General features: G+C 72.7%; 15 protein-coding genes. 5 read left to right on the plus strand and 10 right to left on the minus strand.

Going from position 1 to position 17647, the window contains the following annotated elements; all coding sequences use genetic code 11:
• Positions 1-19 precede the first annotated feature (19 nt).
• The 10 genes from ACFOSY_RS13285 to rhaI form a co-directional block, all read right to left on the minus strand.
• Entirely contained in the window at positions 20-1363 is a 1344-nt protein-coding gene (locus tag ACFOSY_RS13285; protein WP_394307359.1) for a VWA domain-containing protein, read from the minus strand.
• A 65-nt stretch (positions 1364-1428) separates the two neighbouring features.
• On the minus strand, positions 1429-2286 hold the full coding sequence (locus ACFOSY_RS13290) for an AAA family ATPase (protein ID WP_394306980.1): 858 nt from the start codon (positions 2284-2286) through the stop codon (positions 1429-1431).
• An 88-nt stretch (positions 2287-2374) separates the two neighbouring features.
• A complete protein-coding gene (locus ACFOSY_RS13295; protein ID WP_394306981.1) occupies positions 2375-3685 on the minus strand; it encodes an FtsX-like permease family protein in 1311 nt (436 codons plus the stop codon).
• 3 nt (positions 3686-3688) lie between these two features.
• Positions 3689-4480 (minus strand): ABC transporter ATP-binding protein, encoded by a 792-nt coding sequence (locus tag ACFOSY_RS13300; protein WP_394306982.1) that lies wholly within the window; start codon positions 4478-4480, stop codon positions 3689-3691.
• A gap of 117 nt (positions 4481-4597) precedes the next feature.
• A complete protein-coding gene (locus ACFOSY_RS13305; RefSeq protein WP_394306983.1) occupies positions 4598-5230 on the minus strand; it encodes a LutC/YkgG family protein in 633 nt (210 codons plus the stop codon).
• A complete protein-coding gene (locus tag ACFOSY_RS13310; RefSeq protein ID WP_394306984.1) occupies positions 5227-6705 on the minus strand; it encodes a LutB/LldF family L-lactate oxidation iron-sulfur protein in 1479 nt (492 codons plus the stop codon). The genes ACFOSY_RS13305 and ACFOSY_RS13310 overlap by 4 nt, the downstream gene beginning before the upstream one ends.
• A complete protein-coding gene (locus ACFOSY_RS13315; protein ID WP_394306985.1) occupies positions 6702-7457 on the minus strand; it encodes a (Fe-S)-binding protein in 756 nt (251 codons plus the stop codon). The genes ACFOSY_RS13310 and ACFOSY_RS13315 overlap by 4 nt, the downstream gene beginning before the upstream one ends.
• Before the next feature lie 73 nt (positions 7458-7530).
• On the minus strand, positions 7531-8919 hold the full coding sequence (locus ACFOSY_RS13320) for a rhamnulokinase (RefSeq protein ID WP_394307360.1): 1389 nt from the start codon (positions 8917-8919) through the stop codon (positions 7531-7533).
• Positions 8920-8975: 56 nt separating this feature from the next.
• The gene (locus tag ACFOSY_RS13325) at positions 8976-11012 is read right to left on the minus strand and encodes a bifunctional aldolase/short-chain dehydrogenase (protein WP_394306986.1); all 2037 of its coding nucleotides are present in this window, start codon (positions 11010-11012) and stop codon (positions 8976-8978) included.
• Positions 11013-11125: 113 nt separating this feature from the next.
• Positions 11126-12286 carry an L-rhamnose isomerase gene (rhaI, locus tag ACFOSY_RS13330; protein ID WP_394306987.1) on the minus strand — a complete coding sequence of 387 codons (1161 nt, stop codon included), beginning with the start codon at positions 12284-12286 and terminating at the stop codon, positions 11126-11128.
• Between the two features lie 262 nt (positions 12287-12548).
• Between rhaI and ACFOSY_RS13335 the strand changes: the two genes are divergently transcribed.
• The 5 genes from ACFOSY_RS13335 to ACFOSY_RS13355 are packed head-to-tail and all read left to right on the plus strand — an operon-like array spanning position 12549 to position 17579.
• Entirely contained in the window at positions 12549-14066 is a 1518-nt protein-coding gene (locus ACFOSY_RS13335) for a sugar ABC transporter ATP-binding protein (RefSeq protein WP_394306988.1), read from the plus strand.
• Entirely contained in the window at positions 14063-15103 is a 1041-nt protein-coding gene (locus ACFOSY_RS13340; protein WP_394306989.1) for an ABC transporter permease, read from the plus strand. The genes ACFOSY_RS13335 and ACFOSY_RS13340 overlap by 4 nt, the downstream gene beginning before the upstream one ends.
• Positions 15096-16112 carry an ABC transporter permease gene (locus ACFOSY_RS13345; protein WP_394306990.1) on the plus strand — a complete coding sequence of 339 codons (1017 nt, stop codon included), beginning with the start codon at positions 15096-15098 and terminating at the stop codon, positions 16110-16112. Before ACFOSY_RS13340 ends, ACFOSY_RS13345 begins: the two co-directional genes overlap by 8 nt.
• A 29-nt stretch (positions 16113-16141) precedes the next feature.
• On the plus strand, positions 16142-17224 hold the full coding sequence (gene rhaS, locus ACFOSY_RS13350; RefSeq protein WP_394306991.1) for a rhamnose ABC transporter substrate-binding protein: 1083 nt from the start codon (positions 16142-16144) through the stop codon (positions 17222-17224).
• Positions 17225-17258: 34 nt separating this feature from the next.
• The gene (locus tag ACFOSY_RS13355) at positions 17259-17579 is read left to right on the plus strand and encodes an L-rhamnose mutarotase (RefSeq protein ID WP_394306992.1); all 321 of its coding nucleotides are present in this window, start codon (positions 17259-17261) and stop codon (positions 17577-17579) included.
• Positions 17580-17647 lie beyond the last annotated feature (68 nt).

Raw genomic sequence — 17647 nt, forward strand, 5'->3', positions numbered from 1 at the left:
CCGACCGCGCCCCCGTCCCTCACACCGGCAGCAACCGCCCCACCAGCGCGTCCAGTTGACGTACGTTCCTGCACTCCCGCATGTCCACCAGCTCCGCGTACGCCGGGGCGGCTGAGTCGCCCGTGCCCCAGAGGGTGCGGGGTTCGGGGTTGAGCCAGTGCACGCGGCGGGCGCGGCGGGTGAGGTCGCGGACGGCGGGGAGGTTGGGGTCGGCCATGTTGGTGCGGGCGTCGCCGAGGACGAAGACCGTGGTGCGCGGGCCGACGGCGTCGGCGTACCGGCCGGTGAACTCGCCGAGGGCGGCGCCGTAGTCGCTGCTGTCGTGCCAGGCGGTGAGCCGGGCCTCCGCGTGGATGCGGGCGCCCAGGCCCTCGGGGTCGGCGGCGCCGTGCACCAGCAGGCCGGTCACCTCGTCGATCCGGTTGACGAAGGCGAACACCCGCACCTTGGAGAACTGGTCGCGCAGCGCCTGCACCAGCAGCATCGTGAAGTCGGAGAACCCGGCCACCGAGCCCGACACGTCGCACAGCAGCACCAGTTCGGGACGGGCGGGCCGGCGCCGGCGCAGGACGGGCCTCACCGGCACCCCGCCCGTGGACAGCGAGCCGCGCAGCGTCCGGCGCAGGTCGATGGTGCCGCGCGCGGCACGGCGGCGGCGTGCCGCGAGCCGCGTCGCCAGTTTCCGGGCGAGCGGCCGGACCGTCCGGCGCATCTCGGCCAGCCCGTCCTTGCCGGCGAGCAGGAAGTCGACCCGGTCGGCGGACGGGGCGAGCGCGCGGCGGGCGATCTCGTCGCGGCCCCGGCGCTCCGCCGCCCGCCGCCGCGCCTCCGCCGTGACCAGCCGCCGGAACTCCTCGATACGCCGCCGGATCTCGTCCTCCAGGAGCCGGTCGGCGAAGCTCCCGGACCCGTCCCGCCCGCGCACCTCGTCCCGCACCCGCGCCAGCAGCGTCTGCGGACGCAGCCGGTCCAGCGCCTGGTACGCCGACCAGCCGTCCGAGCCGGGCGAACCCCCGTACCCGCCGAAGCCGTCGACCGCCTCCACCGCCAGCCGGGCCAGCGCCGCGGCGTCGTCCGCGGCCAGCGCCTCGGCCAGCCGGGCGCGCAGCGCCTCCCGGTCCGCGTCGCCGCCGCCCTCCGGCACGCCCACCCCGCGCGGGAAGTACAGGTCGAAGACCGCGTCGAACACCGGGCGTCCGCCGGCCCCGTGCAGCAGGGTGGCCGCCAGGCCCTCCCGGAGCAGGTCCCGGTCGGCGAGACCCAGCGCCTCCACCGCGCGCGCCGCGTCCACGGTCTCCCCGGTGCCGATCCGCAGGCCGTGCGCGCGCAGCGCGTCGACCAGGCCGGTCAGCCGGGTCACCAGGTCCGTGTCGGCGAGGTCCGGGTCCGCGAGGGCCGGGTTCGCCGGGTTCGGGTCCGGGGCGGCGGTCACAGCGCGTCCAGGTCGAGCTTGGCCGCCGCCTTCTGGATGTCGTCCTGGTGCTTGAGGACCACGCCCAGACTGTCCCGTACGACGGTCTCGTCGAGCGTGCTCGCGCCGAGCGCCAGCAGGGTGCGCGCCCAGTCGACGGTCTCGGCCACCGACGGCGCCTTGCGCAGGTCCATCGCGCGCAGCGCCCCCACCACCCGCACCACGGACTCGGCCAGCGCCGCGTCCACGCCCGGCGCCTTCAGCCGGACGATCCGCCGCTCCAGCTCCGCGTCCGGGAACCCGATGTGCAGGAACAGGCAGCGGCGGCGCAGCGCCTCGGACAGCTCCCGGGTGGCGTTGGAGGTGAGGACGGTGAACGGCCGGCGGGTCGCCGTCACCGTGCCCAGTTCGGGCACCGTCACCTGGAAGTCGCCGAGCACCTCCAGCAGCAGCCCCTCGATCTCGACGTCCGCCTTGTCGGTCTCGTCGAGCAGCAGCACCTTGGGGTCGTCGCCGCGGATCGCGGTGAGCAGCGGACGGGGGAGGAGGAACTCCTCGCTGAAGATGTCCGTACGGGCCTCGTCCCAGCTCTCGCCCCGGCCCGCGCTGATCCGCAGCAGCTGCTTGGCGTGGTTCCACTCGTACAGCGCGCGCGACTCGTCCACGCCCTCGTAGCACTGGAGCCGCACCAGCCGGGCGTCGCAGGCGCGGGCGACCGCCTTGGCCAGCTCGGTCTTGCCCACCCCGGCGGGGCCCTCCACCAGCAGCGGCTTGCCGAGCCGGGCGGCGAGGAAGACGGTGGTGGCGACCGCGGGCGACGCCAGATAACCGGTCTCGGCGAGGCGCGCGGAGACGTCGTCGACGGAAGTGAACAACTGCGGCCTCCGGCTGGGCGCGGGAACGACGGTGTCCGGGCACCCCGTGATGCCCGGACACCTATCTAAGCGCTTGCTCATCACTCTGTCACGCGGTCGCGCCCACCGCCCGCACCGCCGGCGTGCGCAGCACCCGCCGCGCCGTGAACAGGCTCGTGCCGACGGTCGCCGCCGCGCCCACCGCGGCGACGGCCACCCACACGCCCACGAGCTGCCCCGGCAGCACCGCGTCGCTGCGGACCACGGTGAACGGCACGATCCCGGCCAGCGCAGCCGCCGTGCCGAACAGCAGCCCGACGACCGTGAGGACCAGCCCCTCGACGCCCACCACGCCCAGCACCTGCCCGGGCGTCGCCCCGGCGAGACGCTGCTGCCCGAACTCCCGGCCCCGGTACGTGGTCGCCGCGTACAGGGAGTTGACCAGCATCACGCAGACGAACACCACGATGATCCCGACCACGGTGTAGTTGAGCGTCTCGAGATTCTTCGCGTCGACGGACTTCACCGTCCCCGACGCCGCGACCTCGTCGCTCTCCACCGCCTGCATGGTGAGCGTGGCCGTGGACACCGCGGTGAACAGGATCAGCGCCATCAGGATCCCGGACAGCTCACCCGCCCGACGCCGCAGGTTCCGCACCGCGAGCCAGCCGCTCGCCCCGCCGAGCGCCAGCCGGCCCAGCACGCCCGTCAGCAGCCGCGGCGCCATCAGCGCGAACCCCACCGACAGCAGGATCGCGCCCTGCGCGGGAAACGCCATCAGCATCTCGTCCGTCGCGGAGAAAGCGAAGGTGGAGGACGCCGCCACCGCGCCGGCCGCCAGCGCCGCCCAGGCGAACACCGGCCGCCTCCGCACCGTGCGCCGCCGCCCCCGCGTGACCCGGCGCACCGCGAGCAGCGCCGCGCCCGCCGACGCGACCAGGGTGACGCCGACGCCCGACGACAGCGCCACCGCCCCGAAGGAATGGTCCACGGACCCGGCGACCTGCCCCGTGTCCTGGAACAGCTCCACCAGCAGCCGCCCGCCCAGCACCCCCGGCAGCACCGCCGCCGCCGTGCCCACCAGGGCCACGGCCACGGCCTCGCCCACCACCATCCGCTTCAGCTGCCCGGGCGTCGCCCCCGAACAGCGCAGCAGCTCCAGCTCGGCCGCCCGCTGCCGCACGTTCACCGTCAGCGCGGACGCGACCGCGAAGAACACCAGCAGCGTGCCGTACCCGCCGACCACCCCGGCCGCCGTCCGCAGCGTCTCCGAGCTGACCGGGTCGACACCCGGCGCGCCGGCGGTGTCGTGCATCGAGTTGAACGCCATGACGATCGCCGCGCCCAGGAACGCGGACAGCAGCGTGGCGAGGAACCGTCCGGGCCGCTGCCGGACCGACCGCAGAGCCAGTACGAGCATCCCTCACACCCCCACCGGAGCGTCGTCGCCCAGGTGCGCCAGCCGCTCCGCCACCGCGTCCGCGGTCGGCGCGTCCATCCGCCCGGCCAGCCTGCCGTCCGCCAGGAACAGCACACTGTCCGCCCAGGAGGCGGCGACCGGGTCGTGCGTCACCATCACCACCGTCCGCCCGTGCACCCGCACCGCCTCCCGCAGCAGCGCCAGCACGTCCCGCGCACTGCGCGTGTCCAGTGCCCCCGTCGGCTCGTCCGCGAAGATCACCCGCGGCTCCGCGACCAGCGCCCGCGCGATCGCCACCCGCTGCCGCTGACCGCCGGACAGCTGGTCGGGCCGGTGCCCGCGCCGGTCGCCCAGACCCACGGCGGTGAGGATCTCCGCCGCCCGCCGCCGGTCCACCCGACGGCCCGCCAGCTTCAGCGGCAGCACCGTGTTCTGCGCCACCGTCAGCGTCTCCAGCAGGTTGTACTGCTGGAACACGAACCCGACCCGCCCGCGCCGGAACTTCGTCAGCTCCGTCTCCCCGGCGCCCGTCAGCTCCGTCCCGTCGACCCGTACGATCCCCGCGTCCGGCCGCTCCAGACCCGCCGCGCACTGAAGCAGCGTCGACTTGCCCGAACCGGACGGCCCCATCACCGCCGTGAACGTGCCCCGCGCCAGCCCCAGCGTCACCCCGTCGAGCGCGGTCACGGCGTTCTCCGCCGAGCCGTACGACTTGGTGACCTTGACCAGGCGCAGCGCCTCGGCGGCCGGTTCCGTGCGCGGATCGTGCCGCGCCCTGTTGCGCACCATCGTCATCTCCTCCGTCCGGCACGCCCTGTGCCCTGCTCACGACGCTACGGAGGAGGGAAGCGCCGCACACGGGGCGCAGTGCCCGTCCCCGGGGTGTACGCAGCGACACCCCAGGGGTGCGGTTCACCGGACCAGGACGACCTCCAGGGTGCGCGGCCCGTGCACGCCCTCGACCCGGTCCAGCTCGATGTCGCTGGTCGCCGACGGGCCGGAGATCCACGTCAACGGGCGGGCGGGGTCCAGGCGTTCGAGGGCCTGCGGGACGGATCCCACCACCTGGTCCGGGACGCGCACCACGCAGATGTGGTGGTCGGGGATCAGGCTGATCCGGCGCCGGCCCTGGTCGGGGGAGCCGTCGAGGACGATCGTGCCGGTCTCGGCGACGGCGACGGCGCAGGCGGTGACGACGCTGTCCACCGCGTCCAGCTCGTGCGGGGTGCTTCCCGCCTCGTCCGGCACCCGGGTCACCTGGGCCGCCGCGACCCAGCCCTCGTCCAGTCCGGGCGGTACGAGCACGGTCGAGGCGCCCCGCGCCGCCAGCAGTTCCGCGACGACATCCGGCAGCGCTCCGGCGTCGGTGCGGTGCACGACCGCCCGGTAGTCCGCCAGGTTCTCCGCCAGCAGCTCCACCGTCTCCTCGACGGTCCGCTCCCCGTGCTCGCGCAGATAGTCACGCTCGACCGGCGCGTCCTCACCCCGCCCCACGTCCGCCAGCGCGCGCCGCACCCGCCCCAGGATCCGATCCCTGCTGCTCACTTGGCACCGCCCTTCCCGCCGCGCGTGCGCTGCCACCAGTCCCGGAACGGCTCCGCCGGCACCGGCGGCAGGTCCCGGGTCCCGCTCCACGCCCTGCCGGGCCCCGGCAGCGTGCGCGGATGCAGCCGGCGGGTCCGCGAGGCGAGCCGCTGCCCGGTGCGCAGGGCGCCGGGCCGGCTCAGCGCCCAGCGGGCCGCGCGCATCGCCGCCCGCTCGGCGGCGTGCCCCTTCGCCGGCCGCAGCCGCACCTTGCTGCCCTCGCGGACGGCCTCGCCGCCCTCCACCACCCGCTCCCGCAGATGCACCAGCACCTCGGGGATGTCGATCGCGACCGGGCACACCTCGTAGCAGGCCCCGCACAGCGACGAGGCATACGGCAGCGACGCGTCGATCTCGCTTGCCGTGCCCCGCAGCTGAGGGCTGAGGATGGCGCCGATCGGGCCGGGGTACACCGAGCCGTACGCGTGCCCGCCGGCCCGCTCGTACACCGGGCAGACGTTCAGACAGGCGGAACAGCGGATGCAGCGCAGCGCCTGCCGGCCCACCTCGTCGGCGAGGGTGTCGGTGCGGCCGTTGTCCAGCAGCACCAGATGGAAGGCGCGCGGCCCGTCCCCGTCCGTGGTGCCGGTCCACATCGACGTGTACGGGTTCATCCGCTCGGCGGTCGAGGAACGGGGGAGGGTCTGCAGGAACACCTCCAGGTCCTGCCAGGTCGGCACGATCTTCTCGATGCCCACCACCGAGATCAGCGTCTCCGGCAGGGTCAGGCACATCCGCCCGTTGCCCTCGGACTCCACCACGACCAGCGTGCCGGTCTCGGCGACCATGAAGTTCGCGCCGGAGATGCCGACCTTCGCGCGCAGGAACTTCTCCCGCAGATGCAGCCGCGCCGCCTCCGCGAGGTCGGCGGGCGTGTCCGTCAGGCCCTCGGGCGCGGGGCGGCCCCACGCGCCCATCTCCCGGGCGAAGATGTCGCGGATCTCCCCGCGGTTGCGGTGGATCGCCGGGACCAGGATGTGCGAGGGCCGGTCCTTGCCCAACTGCACGATCAGCTCGGCGAGATCGGTCTCGTAGGCGTGGATGCCCCGCGCTTCCAGCGCCTCGTTGAGGGCGATCTCCTGCGTGGCCATCGACTTGACCTTGACGACCTCCGTCTCGCCGGTCGCCTTCACCAGCTCCGCGACGATCCGGTTGGCCTCGTCGGCGTCGGCGGCCCAGTGGACGACACCGCCGGCCGCCGTCACCGACTCCTCCAACTGCTCCAGATAGCGGTCGAGATGACGCAGGGTGCGGTCCTTGATCCGCTTCCCGGCCTGGCGCAGCCGCTCCCAGTCGTCCAGCTCCGCCACCGCCCGGGCCCGCTTGGCGCGGATGGTGTGCGTGGCGTGGCGCAGATTGCCGCGCAGGGTGGTGTCGCGCACGGCCCCCCGGGCCGCCGCCGGGAAAGCCGGCATACCGACGAACGTTCCGCTCATACGGCCGGGTCCTCCTCCGTGCTCGCCAGGATCTCCGCGATGTGCACCGGCCGCATGCCGGTCCGCAGCCGAGACATCGTGCCGCCGATGTGCATCAGACAGGAGTTGTCCGCCGCGCACAGCACCTCCGCGCCCGTCGACTCCGCGTTGCGCACCTTGTCCGCGCCCATCGCCGCGGACACGTCGGCGTTCTTCAGCGCGAACGTGCCGCCGAACCCGCAGCACTCGTCCGCGCCGGGCAGCTCCACCAGCTCCAGCCCCTTCACCGCCCGCAGCAGCCGCAGCGGCCGCTCGCCCAGCCCGAGCGACCGCAGCCCGTGACAGGTCGGGTGGTACGTCACCCGGTGCGGGTAGTACGCCCCGACGTCCGTCACCTCCAGCACGTCCACCAGGAATTCGGTGAGTTCGTACGTCTTCGGCACCACCGGCGCCAGCACCGTCGCGAGGCCGTCCCCGCGCCCCTCCGACCGGGCCCGCTCACCCATGCGCGGATACAGCTCCCGCACCATCGCCCCGCACGACCCGGATGGCGTCACGACCGCGTCGTAGCCGCCGAAGACGTCCGCGAAGTGACGGGCCAGCGGCTCCGCCTCGTGCCGGTACCCGGTGTTGTAGTGGGCCTGGCCGCAGCAGGTCTGCGCCGCGGGGAAGTCGACGTCGACACCCAGCCGGGTGAGCAGCTTCACCACGGCACGGCCGGTGTCCGGATAGAGCGTGTCGTTGACGCAGGTCAGGAACAGGGCGACACGCATCGTGGCTCCTCGTCCGGTCGATCATCACGTGTGGGGCAGGGTAGTGCGGGCCGGCGCGTCGGGGGAGACCCGCTCATCGCTCGGCGAGCCGGGCGAGAGCCGCCGCCCACCGCCGGGTGCCGCCGCACGGCTCGTACCGGGTGAGCGGCTGGGTGGCGGCCAGCAGCCGCCGCATGCCGGCCAGGCCGCCGACCCGCCCCTGGGCGCGGGCCTGCACCAGCACGTTCCCGAGCGCCGCCGCCTCGGCCGGTCCGGCCACCACCGGCAGCCCGCACGCGTCGGCGGTGAGCTGGCACAGCAGCGCGTTGCGCGCGCCGCCGCCCACGACGTGCACCACGTCCACCGTCCGTCCGGCGAGCCGCTGCGCGTCCTCCACGGCCGTGCGGTGGGCGAGGGCGAGCGAGTCGAGGACGCAGCGCACGGTCGCGGCGGGGGAGTCCGGCACCGGCTGCCCCGAGACCCGGCACGCCTCGGCGATCCGCTCCGGCATGCGCCCCGGCGCGAGGAACGCGGTGTCGCCCGCGTCCACCACCGACCGCAGCGCCGGCACCCCGGCCGCCTCACGCAGCAGGGCGCCCAGGTCAGGATCGCCCCAGGCGCGCAGACACTCCTGGAGCAGCCACAGGCCCATGATGTTCCGCAGATACCGCACCGTGCCGTCGAGCCCCAGCTCGTTGGTGAAGTTGGCGGCCCGGCTCTCCTCTGTCAGCACGGGCGCGTCCAGCTCAAGACCGGCCAGCGACCAGGTGCCGGTGCAGATGTACGCGAACCGCTCACCGTCCGCCGGCACGGCGGCCACCGCGGACGCCGTGTCGTGCGACGCGACCGCCGTCACCGGCACAGGCCCGCTCAGCCCCGTCTCCTCCAGCACCCCGGGCCGCAGCACCCCCGCCGGGTCGCCCGGCAGCCGCAGCGGCGCGAACAGCCCCAGGTCGATCCCCAGCCGCTCCGCGATGCCGTGCGCCCAGGTGCGGGTGCGCGGGTCGATCAGCTGCGTGGTGGAGGCGTTGGTCAGCTCGGTGCCCTGCTCCCCGGTCAGCCAGTACGCGAGCAGGTCCGGCATCAGCAGCAGCCGCTCCGCCTGCTTGAACTGCCGTGTGTCCCGGGCCGCGATCAGCTGGTACAGCGTGTTGAACGGCGCGTACTGCAGCCCGGTCGCCGCGTACAGCTCCCCGGCCGGCACGGTCGCCCACACCTTCCCGGCGACCGTGCCGGTCCGGCCGTCGCGGTAGTGCACGGGGTTGCCGAGCAGCGCCCCGTCGGCGTCCAGCAGCCCGTAGTCGACGGCCCAGCTGTCGACGCCGACCGAGTCCACGGCCCCGGCCGCGCGCAACCCGTCCAGCACCCCGGCGTACAGCCCCAGCACGTCCCAGCGCAGCCCCTCCGGCACCCGCACCGGACGGTTCCGGAACCGGTGCGCCTCCGTCAGCTCCAGGGTGCCGGGGCCCACCCGGCCGACCATGACGCGCCCGCTGGACGCGCCGAGATCGACCGCCGCGTACGCCCCCGCGCCGCCGCTCACCGCAGGAAGGCGGCGGCGACGCCGGCGTCGACCGGGACGTGCATCCCGGTGGTGTGGCTGAGGTCGCCGCCGGTCAGCGCGAACACCGCGTTCGCCACATGCTCCGGCAGCACCTCCCGCTTCAGCAGTGTCCGCTGCGCGTAGAACTCGCCCAGCTTCTCCTCCGGCACCCCGTACACGGCGGCCCGCCGAGCCCCCCAGCCGCCCGCGAAGATCCCCGAACCGCGCACCACGCCGTCCGGGTTGACGCCGTTGACCCGGATGCCGTGCTCGCCCAGCTCCGCCGCCAGCAGCCGCACCTGGTGCGCCTGGTCGGCCTTGGTCGCCGAGTAGGCGATGTTGTTCGGACCGGCGAACACCGCGTTCTTGCTGGCGATGTACACGATGTCGCCGCCCAGCCGCTGCGCGGTCATCAGCCGCGCCGCCTCCCGCGACACCAGGAAGGAACCGCGGGCCATCACGGCGTGCTGGAGGTCCCAGTCCGCGGCCGTCGTCTCCAGCAGCGGCTTGGACAGGGAGATCCCGGCGTTGTTCACCACCAGGTCCACCCCGCCGAACGCGAGCACGGCCGACCGGAACGCGGCGGCGATCTGCTCCTCGTCCGTCACGTCCACCGTGACCGCGACCGCCGTGTCGGGACCGCCCAGCTCCTCCGCGACCGAGGCCGCGTTCCCCCCGTTCACATCGGCCACGACGACACACGCGCCCTCGGCGGCCAGCCGCCGCGCGACGGCCTTCCCGATCCCGCTGCCCGCCCCGGTCACCAGCGCCACCCGGGTCGCCAGCGGCTTCGGCGGCGGCATCCGCCGCAGCTTGGCCTCCTCCAGCGCCCAGTACTCGATCCGGAACTTCTCCGACTCCTCGATCGGTGCGTACGCCGACACCGCCTCCGCCCCGCGCATCACGTTGATCGCGTTCAGATAGAACTCCCCGGCCACCCGCGCCGTCTGCTTGTCCTTGCCGAAGCTGAACATGCCCACGCCCGGCACCAGCACGATCGCCGGGTCCGCCCCACGCATGGCCGGGGAGTCGGGCTCCGCGTGCCGCTCGTAGTAGGCGGTGTACTCCTCGCGGTAGACGGCGTGCAGCTCCTCCAGCCGGGTCACCGCCTCGTCGAGCGGCGCGGACGGCGGCAGATCCAGCACGAGCGGCCGCACCTTGGTGCGCAGGAAGTGGTCAGGACACGACGTCCCCAGCGCGGCCAGCCGCGGATGCTCGGCCCGCGCGAGGAAGTCCAGTACGGCGTCGGAGTCGTCGAAGTGCCCCACCTGCGGCCGGTCCTGCGAGGCGAGCGCCCGCACGTACGGCGCGAGAGCCGCCGCCCGCTCCCGCCGCTCCGCCTCGGGAAGCGCCTCGTACCCCTCGACCACCGGCCCGAACGGCTCGGGCCGGCCCCGCTCGGCGAGGAACCGCTCGGCGGTCCGGATGATGTGCAGCGAGTTCCGCTCGCACTCCTCGGAGGTGTCACCCCACGCGGTGATCCCGTGCCCGCCGAGCACACATCCGACGGCCCGCGGGTTGGCTTCCTTCACGGCGGCGATGTCCAGCCCCAGCTGGAACCCGGGCCGCCGCCACGGCACCCACACCACGGTGTCGCCGAAACACTCGGCGGTCAGCTTCTCCCCGTCGGCCGCACACGCCAGCGCGATCCCCGAGTCGGGATGCAGATGATCGACGTGGGCGGCATCGACCAGCCCGTGCATCGCGGTGTCGATCGAGGGCGCGGCACCTCCCTTGCCGTGCAGGCAGTAGTCGAACGCGCCGACCATCTCGTCCTCGCGCTCCACCCCCGGATACACGTCGACGAGCGCCCGCAGCCGGTCCAGCCGCAACACGGCCAGCCCCGCCTCGGTCAGGGTCCCGAGATCGCCTCCGGACCCCTTGACCCACATCAACTCGACATCACCGCCGGTGACGGGATCCGTCGCGATGCCTTTGGCGGAGGCGTTCCCACCGGCGTAGTTGGTGTTCCGTGGATCGCCGCCAAGCCGATGCGCCCGAGAGAGCAGAGCGTCAACTTCGGTGTTAACCATGACAACCAGTCCTTGATAGAGGGGGATGAGCGCACTACCTCAGAGGCGCGGGGAACTGCGCGACCAGCCCCCACGAACCCGCAGCCCGCGACGAACAAAAACCAGGCAACCGCTCACGCCCCCCAACCGGCCTGCTCCCCACCCACCCGCTCACCCACGATCTTCTCGGCCCACCCCGACCGCGCATACGCCCCCATCGGATCGGGATCCAACCCCATCTCCTCCCGCACCTCCCGAAGAAGCGGACGCACGTCCGTACTGAACGCGTCCATCAACACGGCGTTGGCGCCCAGCACATCCCCCTCCCGCTGCGCCGCACCCAACGCGTCCCGGTCGACCAACAACGCCTTGGCGGTCGCCTCCTGCACGTTCATCACCGACCGCACAATCGCCGGAATCTTCGATTCCACGTTGTGGCACTGGTCCAGCATGAACGCCACGTCCCCCGACAGCCCGCCCCCGCGGACCACCTCGTACATGATCCGGAACAGCTGGAACGGGTCGGCCGCGCCGACCATCAGGTCGTCGTCGGCGTAGAACCGCGAGTTGAAGTCGAAGCCGCCGAGCTTCCCTTCCCTCAGCAGCGTCGCCACGATGAACTCGATGTTGGTGCCGGGCGCGTGGTGCCCGGTGTCCACCACCACCTGCGCCTTGGGGCCCAGCTTCAGGCAGTGCGCGTACGCCGTCCCCCAGTCGGGGACGTCCGTCGCGTAGAACGCCGGCTCGAACAGCTTGTACTCCAGCAGCATCCGCTGGTCGTCGCCGAGCCGCTCGTACACCTCCGTGAGCGCCTCCGCCAGCCGGTCCTGCCGGGCCCGGATGTCATCCTGGCCGGGGTAGTTGGTCCCGTCCGCGAACCACAGCTTCAGGTCCTTCGACCCGGTCGCGTCCATGATGTCGACGCACTCCAGCAGATGGTCCACGGCCTTCCGGCGCACGGCCGCGTCCGGGTGGCAGACGGAGCCGAGCCGGTAGTCGTCGTCCTGGAAGGTGTTGGAGTTGATCGCGCCGAGCCGCAGCCCGCGGTCCTCGGCGTGCCGTGCCAGCGCCGCGTAGTCGTCGACCCGGTCCCAGGGGATGTGCAGCGCCACGGTCGGCGCCACGCCCGTGAACTCGTGCACCTTCGCCGCGTCGTCCAGCTTCTCCTGCGGAGTGCGCGGGACGCCCTGCTGCGCGAACACCTTGAACCGGGTGCCCGAGTTGCCGTACGCCCACGACGGCGTCTCGACTGCCTGCTTCTTGAGAGCGGCTTTCACCGCGGCGCGCTCGGTCACGTCAGGGCTCCTGTGACATCGGGTCGTGACGACCACTGAGTGAAACGATTCAGGAGGGGAAGCTAGGCGTCCCCCGAAGGGGTGTCAACCCCTCCGGCCCGGATCGCCTCCCGTGACCTGGGCGTGACACGAGCCTGTCGAAGATTTTTCGACCGTGACCCATTGACGTGACATGCGGGACGCGCCTAACGTCCCGGCAACCCAGTTGAAACCTTTCACGACGTCGTCAGGGCCGACCCGCCGACGTCGTCGAGGAGCCCTCATGACCCACCCGTCCGACACGGGTCCGGCCCCGGTCCTCGCGCTCAAGGGCATCTCGAAGTCCTTCGGCGCGGTCCGCGCGCTGCGGGACGTCTCCCTGGAGCTGTTCCCCGGGGAGGTGCACGCCCTGGCCGGAGAGAACGGAGCCGGCAAGTCCACGCTCATCAAGACGCTCGCCGGAGTGCACCGGCCGGACGCCGGCCAGGTGCTGCTCGACGGCGAGCCCGTCGTCTTCCACGGACCCGGCGACGCCCGCGACGCCGGCATCGCCGTGATCTACCAGGAGCCGACGCTCTTCCCCGACCTGTCGATCGCCGAGAACATCTTCATGGGGCGTCAGCCCCGCCGTGCCCTGCGCCGCATCGACCACAGGGCCACCCGCGACGCCACCACCGCCCTGATGCGGCGGCTCGGCGTCGCACTGGACCCGGACCGGCCCGCCCGCGGCCTGTCCATCGCCGACCAGCAGATCGTCGAGATCGCCAAGGCGCTCTCCTTCGACGCCCGCGTCCTGATCATGGACGAGCCCACCGCCGCCCTCACCAACAGCGAGGTCGCCCGCCTCTTCGGCGTCGTCCGCGCCCTGCGCGACCAGGGCGCCGCGGTGCTCTTCATCTCCCACCGCCTGGAGGAGATCTTCGAGATCTGCCGGCGCGTCACCACCCTGCGCGACGGCGCCTGGATCGCCAGCGAGCCGCTCGACGGCATGACCGAGGACGACCTGGTCCGCCGCATGGTCGGCCGCGACCTGGCCGAGCTCTACCCCAAGCAGGACGTGACGCCCGGCGAGGTCGCCCTGAGCGTGCGCCGCCTCACCCGCGAGGGCGTCTTCACCGACGTCTCCTTCGACGTACGGCGCGGCGAGATCGTGGGCCTGGCCGGACTGGTCGGCGCCGGACGCACCGAGGTGGCCCGCGCCGTCTTCGGCATCGACCGCCGGGACGCCGGCGAGGTCGAGGTCGACGGGCGGAAGCTGACCAACGGCGCCCCGTCCACCGCCATGGCCGCCGGGCTCGCCCTGGTCCCCGAGGACCGGCGCGCCCAGGGCCTGGTGATGGACATGTCCATCGAGCGCAACATCGGCCTCACCGGCCTCGGCACCACCGTGCGGGCCGGGCTGATGGACCGCGGCGCCGAACGCAGCCGCTCCCTCGACTGGGCGGTCAAGCTCCGGGTCAAGTACGCCCGGATCGCCGACACGGTGAACACCCTGTCCGGCGGCAACCAGCAGAAGGTCGTCCTCGCCAAATGGCTCGCCACGCGGCCCAAGGTGCTGATCGTGGACGAGCCCACGCGCGGCATCGACGTCGGCACCAAGGCCGAGGTGCACCGGCTGCTGTCCCAGCTCGCCGCCGACGGCGTGGCCGTCCTGATGATCTCCTCCGACCTGCCCGAGATCCTCGGCATGGCCGACCGCGTGCTGGTGATGCACGAGGGCCGGCTCACCGCCGAGATCCCCCGCACCGACGCCACCGAGGAAACCGTGATGGCCGCAGCCACCGGGAGGGCCGCCGCATGACGGTCACCGCCCCCGACGAGGCTCCCGTCGCCGAGGTGCCGAAGGCCGGCGCCACGCGGCTGGTGGACCGCGTCTTCAAGATGCGCGAACTCGCCATCCTGGCCGTGTTCCTGGTGATGATCGCCGTCACTCAGGCCGGCAACAGCGAGTTCCTGTCCGAGCAGGGCATCAAGGACCTGCTGCTGAACGCGACCATCCTGGTCCTGGTCGCCACCGGCCAGACCCTCGTGGTCATCACCCGCAACGTCGACCTGTCCGTCGGCTCGACCCTCGGCATCAGCGCCTTCGCTGCCGGTCTGTACCTCCAGGACGGCGGCAACCCGGTCGTCGCCGTCGCCCTCGCCGTCCTGCTCGGCATCGGCTTCGGCCTGCTCAACGGCCTGCTCGTCTCCCTCGGCCAGGTGCCCGCCCTCGTCGTCACCCTCGGCACGCTCTACATCATCCGCGGCATCGACTCCATCTGGGTCGGCTCCCGCCAGATCACCGCCGCCGACCTCCCCGAAGGGTTCGTCGACTTCGGCTCCGGCGGCATCTCCGCCGTGCCCTACCTGGCGCTCATCGCGCTCGCGGTCCTGGTGGCGACGGCGTACGTCCTCAAGCACTTCGGCGGCGGGCGCGAGCTGTACGCGCTCGGCTCCAACCCCGAGGCCGCCCGGCTCGCCGGCATCCCCGTACGCAAGCGGATCCTGGCCGCCTACACCGTCTGCGGCGCCCTCGCCGGACTCGCCGGCGCGATGTACCTCGCCCGGTTCGGCAACGTCGACTCCGGCACCGGCAGCGGCTACGAACTCACCGTCGTCAGCGCGGTCGTGGTCGGCGGCGTCGTCTTCACCGGCGGCTCCGGCAGCGTCTACGGCGCCGCGCTCGGCGCGCTGCTGCTGACCTCCGTCAACAGCGTGCTGCCCGCCCTCGGCGTCAGCTCCGTGTGGGTGCTCGCCATCAACGGCGTGCTGCTCGTCCTCGCCATCGCGGTCGACCGGATCGTCGCGCTGCGCGTGGCCTCCGCCCTGAAGAAGAGGAACGCCCGCCATGCCTGACTCCCTCACGCGCGCCGTTCGCTGGGACACGGTCGTCGGCGCCCTGCTCGTGGTCGTCCTGCTGCTGTCGTTCACCACCGTCGACGGCTTCGGCAACGCCCTCAACCTGTCGTTCCTCATCGGCAACACCCTGCCGATCGCGCTGATCGCGATGCCCATGACGCTGCTCGTGGTCTCCGGCGAGATCGACCTGTCCGTGGCGTCCACGGCGGGCCTGTCCGGCGCGGTGATGGGCGCCCTGTGGAACCAGGGCATGGCCATCGAGACGATCATCCCGGTCTGTCTCGTCATCGGCGTCGTCTGCGGCCTGGTCAACGGCCTGCTGGTCACCCGCCTCGGGCTGCCCTCGCTCGCCGTCACCATCGGCACCCTCGCCGCCTACCGGGGCATCGCGCAGATCGTGCTCGGCTCCGACGCGGTCACCGACTTCCCCTCCGCCTACCTGGACTTCGCCGCGGGACGCATCGGCGACACCTTCGTCCCGTACGCCTTCCTGCCCTTCCTGGTGCTGCTCGCGATCGCCGTCGTCACCCTGCACGCCACCCCGTTCGGCCGGTCGCTGTTCGCGACCGGGGCCGGCGAGGAGGCCGCGCGGTTCGCCGGCATCCGCGTCAAGCGGCAGAAGCTGATCCTGTTCACCGTGACCGGCCTGATGTCGGCCCTCACCGGCGTCTTCTGGGCGCTGCACTACGCCAGCGCCCGCTACGACAACGCCACCGGCCTCGAACTGTCCGTCGTCGCGGCCGTGCTGCTCGGCGGCATCGACTTCGACGGCGGCAAGGGCACCCTCGGCGGCGCGCTCGCCGGAGTGTTCCTGCTGGGCGCGCTGCAGAACATGATGAGTCTGCGGGACGTCTCCGCCCAGTCCCAGATCGTCGTGACCGGTGTCCTGCTCGTGCTGTCCGTCCTCGGCCCGCGTGTCGCCCGGCAGATCGCCGTCGCCCGCGCCGGACGCATGGCGGCCACCGCGCCCGCTGCGGATCCCAAGGCGCCCGCACCGACCTCCTGACCTCTCCTCGTCCCCTTAAGGAACCCGCCATGCGCACAGCATCCCTCCGCCGCACCTGCGCGGCGCTCGCCGCCGTCACCTCCCTCGCCCTGGCCGCCACCGCCTGCGGCGGCACCACCAAGGAGGACGTCAAGAACGAGGGCGGCGCGGCCGCCTCCGCCGGCAAGGCCGACCCCAACGCCGCCACCAAGAAGGGCCTGACCGTCGGCTTCCTGCCCAAGCAGGTCAACAACCCCTACTTCACCTCCGCCGACAAGGGCGGCGAGAAGGCCGTGCGGGAGCTCGGCTCCACCTTCAAGGAGGTCGGCCCCACCAGCGCCACCGACACCGCCGGCCAGGTCTCCTACGTCAACACCCTCACCCAGCAGCAGGTCGACGCCATGGCCGTCTCCGCGCAGGACCCGGGCGCCCTGTGCACCGCGCTCAAGCAGGCCATGAAGAACGGCATCAAGGTCGTCACCTACGACTCCGACACCAATCCCGAGTGCCGCAACGCCTTCGTCTCGCAGGCGTCCGCCGAGGACCTGGGCCGCACCGAGGTGCAGCTGCTCGCCGAACAGATCGGCTACCAGGGCGAGATCGCGATCCTGTCCGCCGCGCAGACCGCGACCAACCAGAACACCTGGATCGACTTCATGAAGGACGAGCTGAAGGACCCCAAGTACAAGAACATGAAGCTGGTCAAGGTCGCCTACGGCAACGACGACGCCCAGCAGTCCTTCCAGCAGACCCAGGGCCTGCTCCAGGAGCACCCGAACCTCAAGGGGATCATCTCCCCGACCACCGTCGGCATCAAGGCCGCCGCCCAGTACCTGTCCGGCTCCAAGTACAAGGGCAAGGTCAAGCTCACCGGCCTCGGCACCCCCAACGACATGCGCAAGTACGTCAAGAACGGCACCGTCGAGGCGTTCGAGCTGTGGGACCCGGCCAAGCTCGGCGAGCTGGCCGCCCGCACCGCCGTCGCGCTCGCGTCCGGCCAGGTCACCGGCAAGGAGGGCGAGACCTTCACGGCCGGCGCGATGGGCGAGTACACCCTCGGCAAGGACGGCGTGATCAACCTGGGCAGGCCGACGGTGTTCAACGCCGGGAACATCGACAAGTTCGACTTCTGATCCCTTGGGCTGCTCGTGGGAAAGGCGGTACTCCGTGCGACGCGTGTGTTTCCTGCTCAAGGTCCGCCAGGACCGCATCGACGAGTACCGCGCACGCCACGCCGCCGTGTGGCCCGAGATGCGCGAGGCGCTCGCGGCCACCGGCTGGCACAACTACTCCCTCTTCCTGCGCGACGACGGCCTGCTCGTCGGGTACCTGGAGACCGAGGACTTCGAGGCGGCGAAGGCCGCCATGGAGGCCACGGAGGTCAACGCCCGCTGGCAGGCCGAGATGGCGCCGTTCTTCGAGTCCCTCGACGGCGCCCGGCCCGACGAGGCGATGACCCCGCTCACCGAGGTCTTCCACCTCGGCTGACGGCCACGGGTCCACCCGGCCCGTGTCCGAAAAGGGGCGGACGTGCGGGTAGTGTGAGGGCCCGCCGC

It is taken from the genome of Streptomyces lusitanus (assembly GCF_042647945.1).
Lineage (GTDB): Bacteria > Actinomycetota > Actinomycetes > Streptomycetales > Streptomycetaceae > Streptomyces > Streptomyces pseudogriseolus.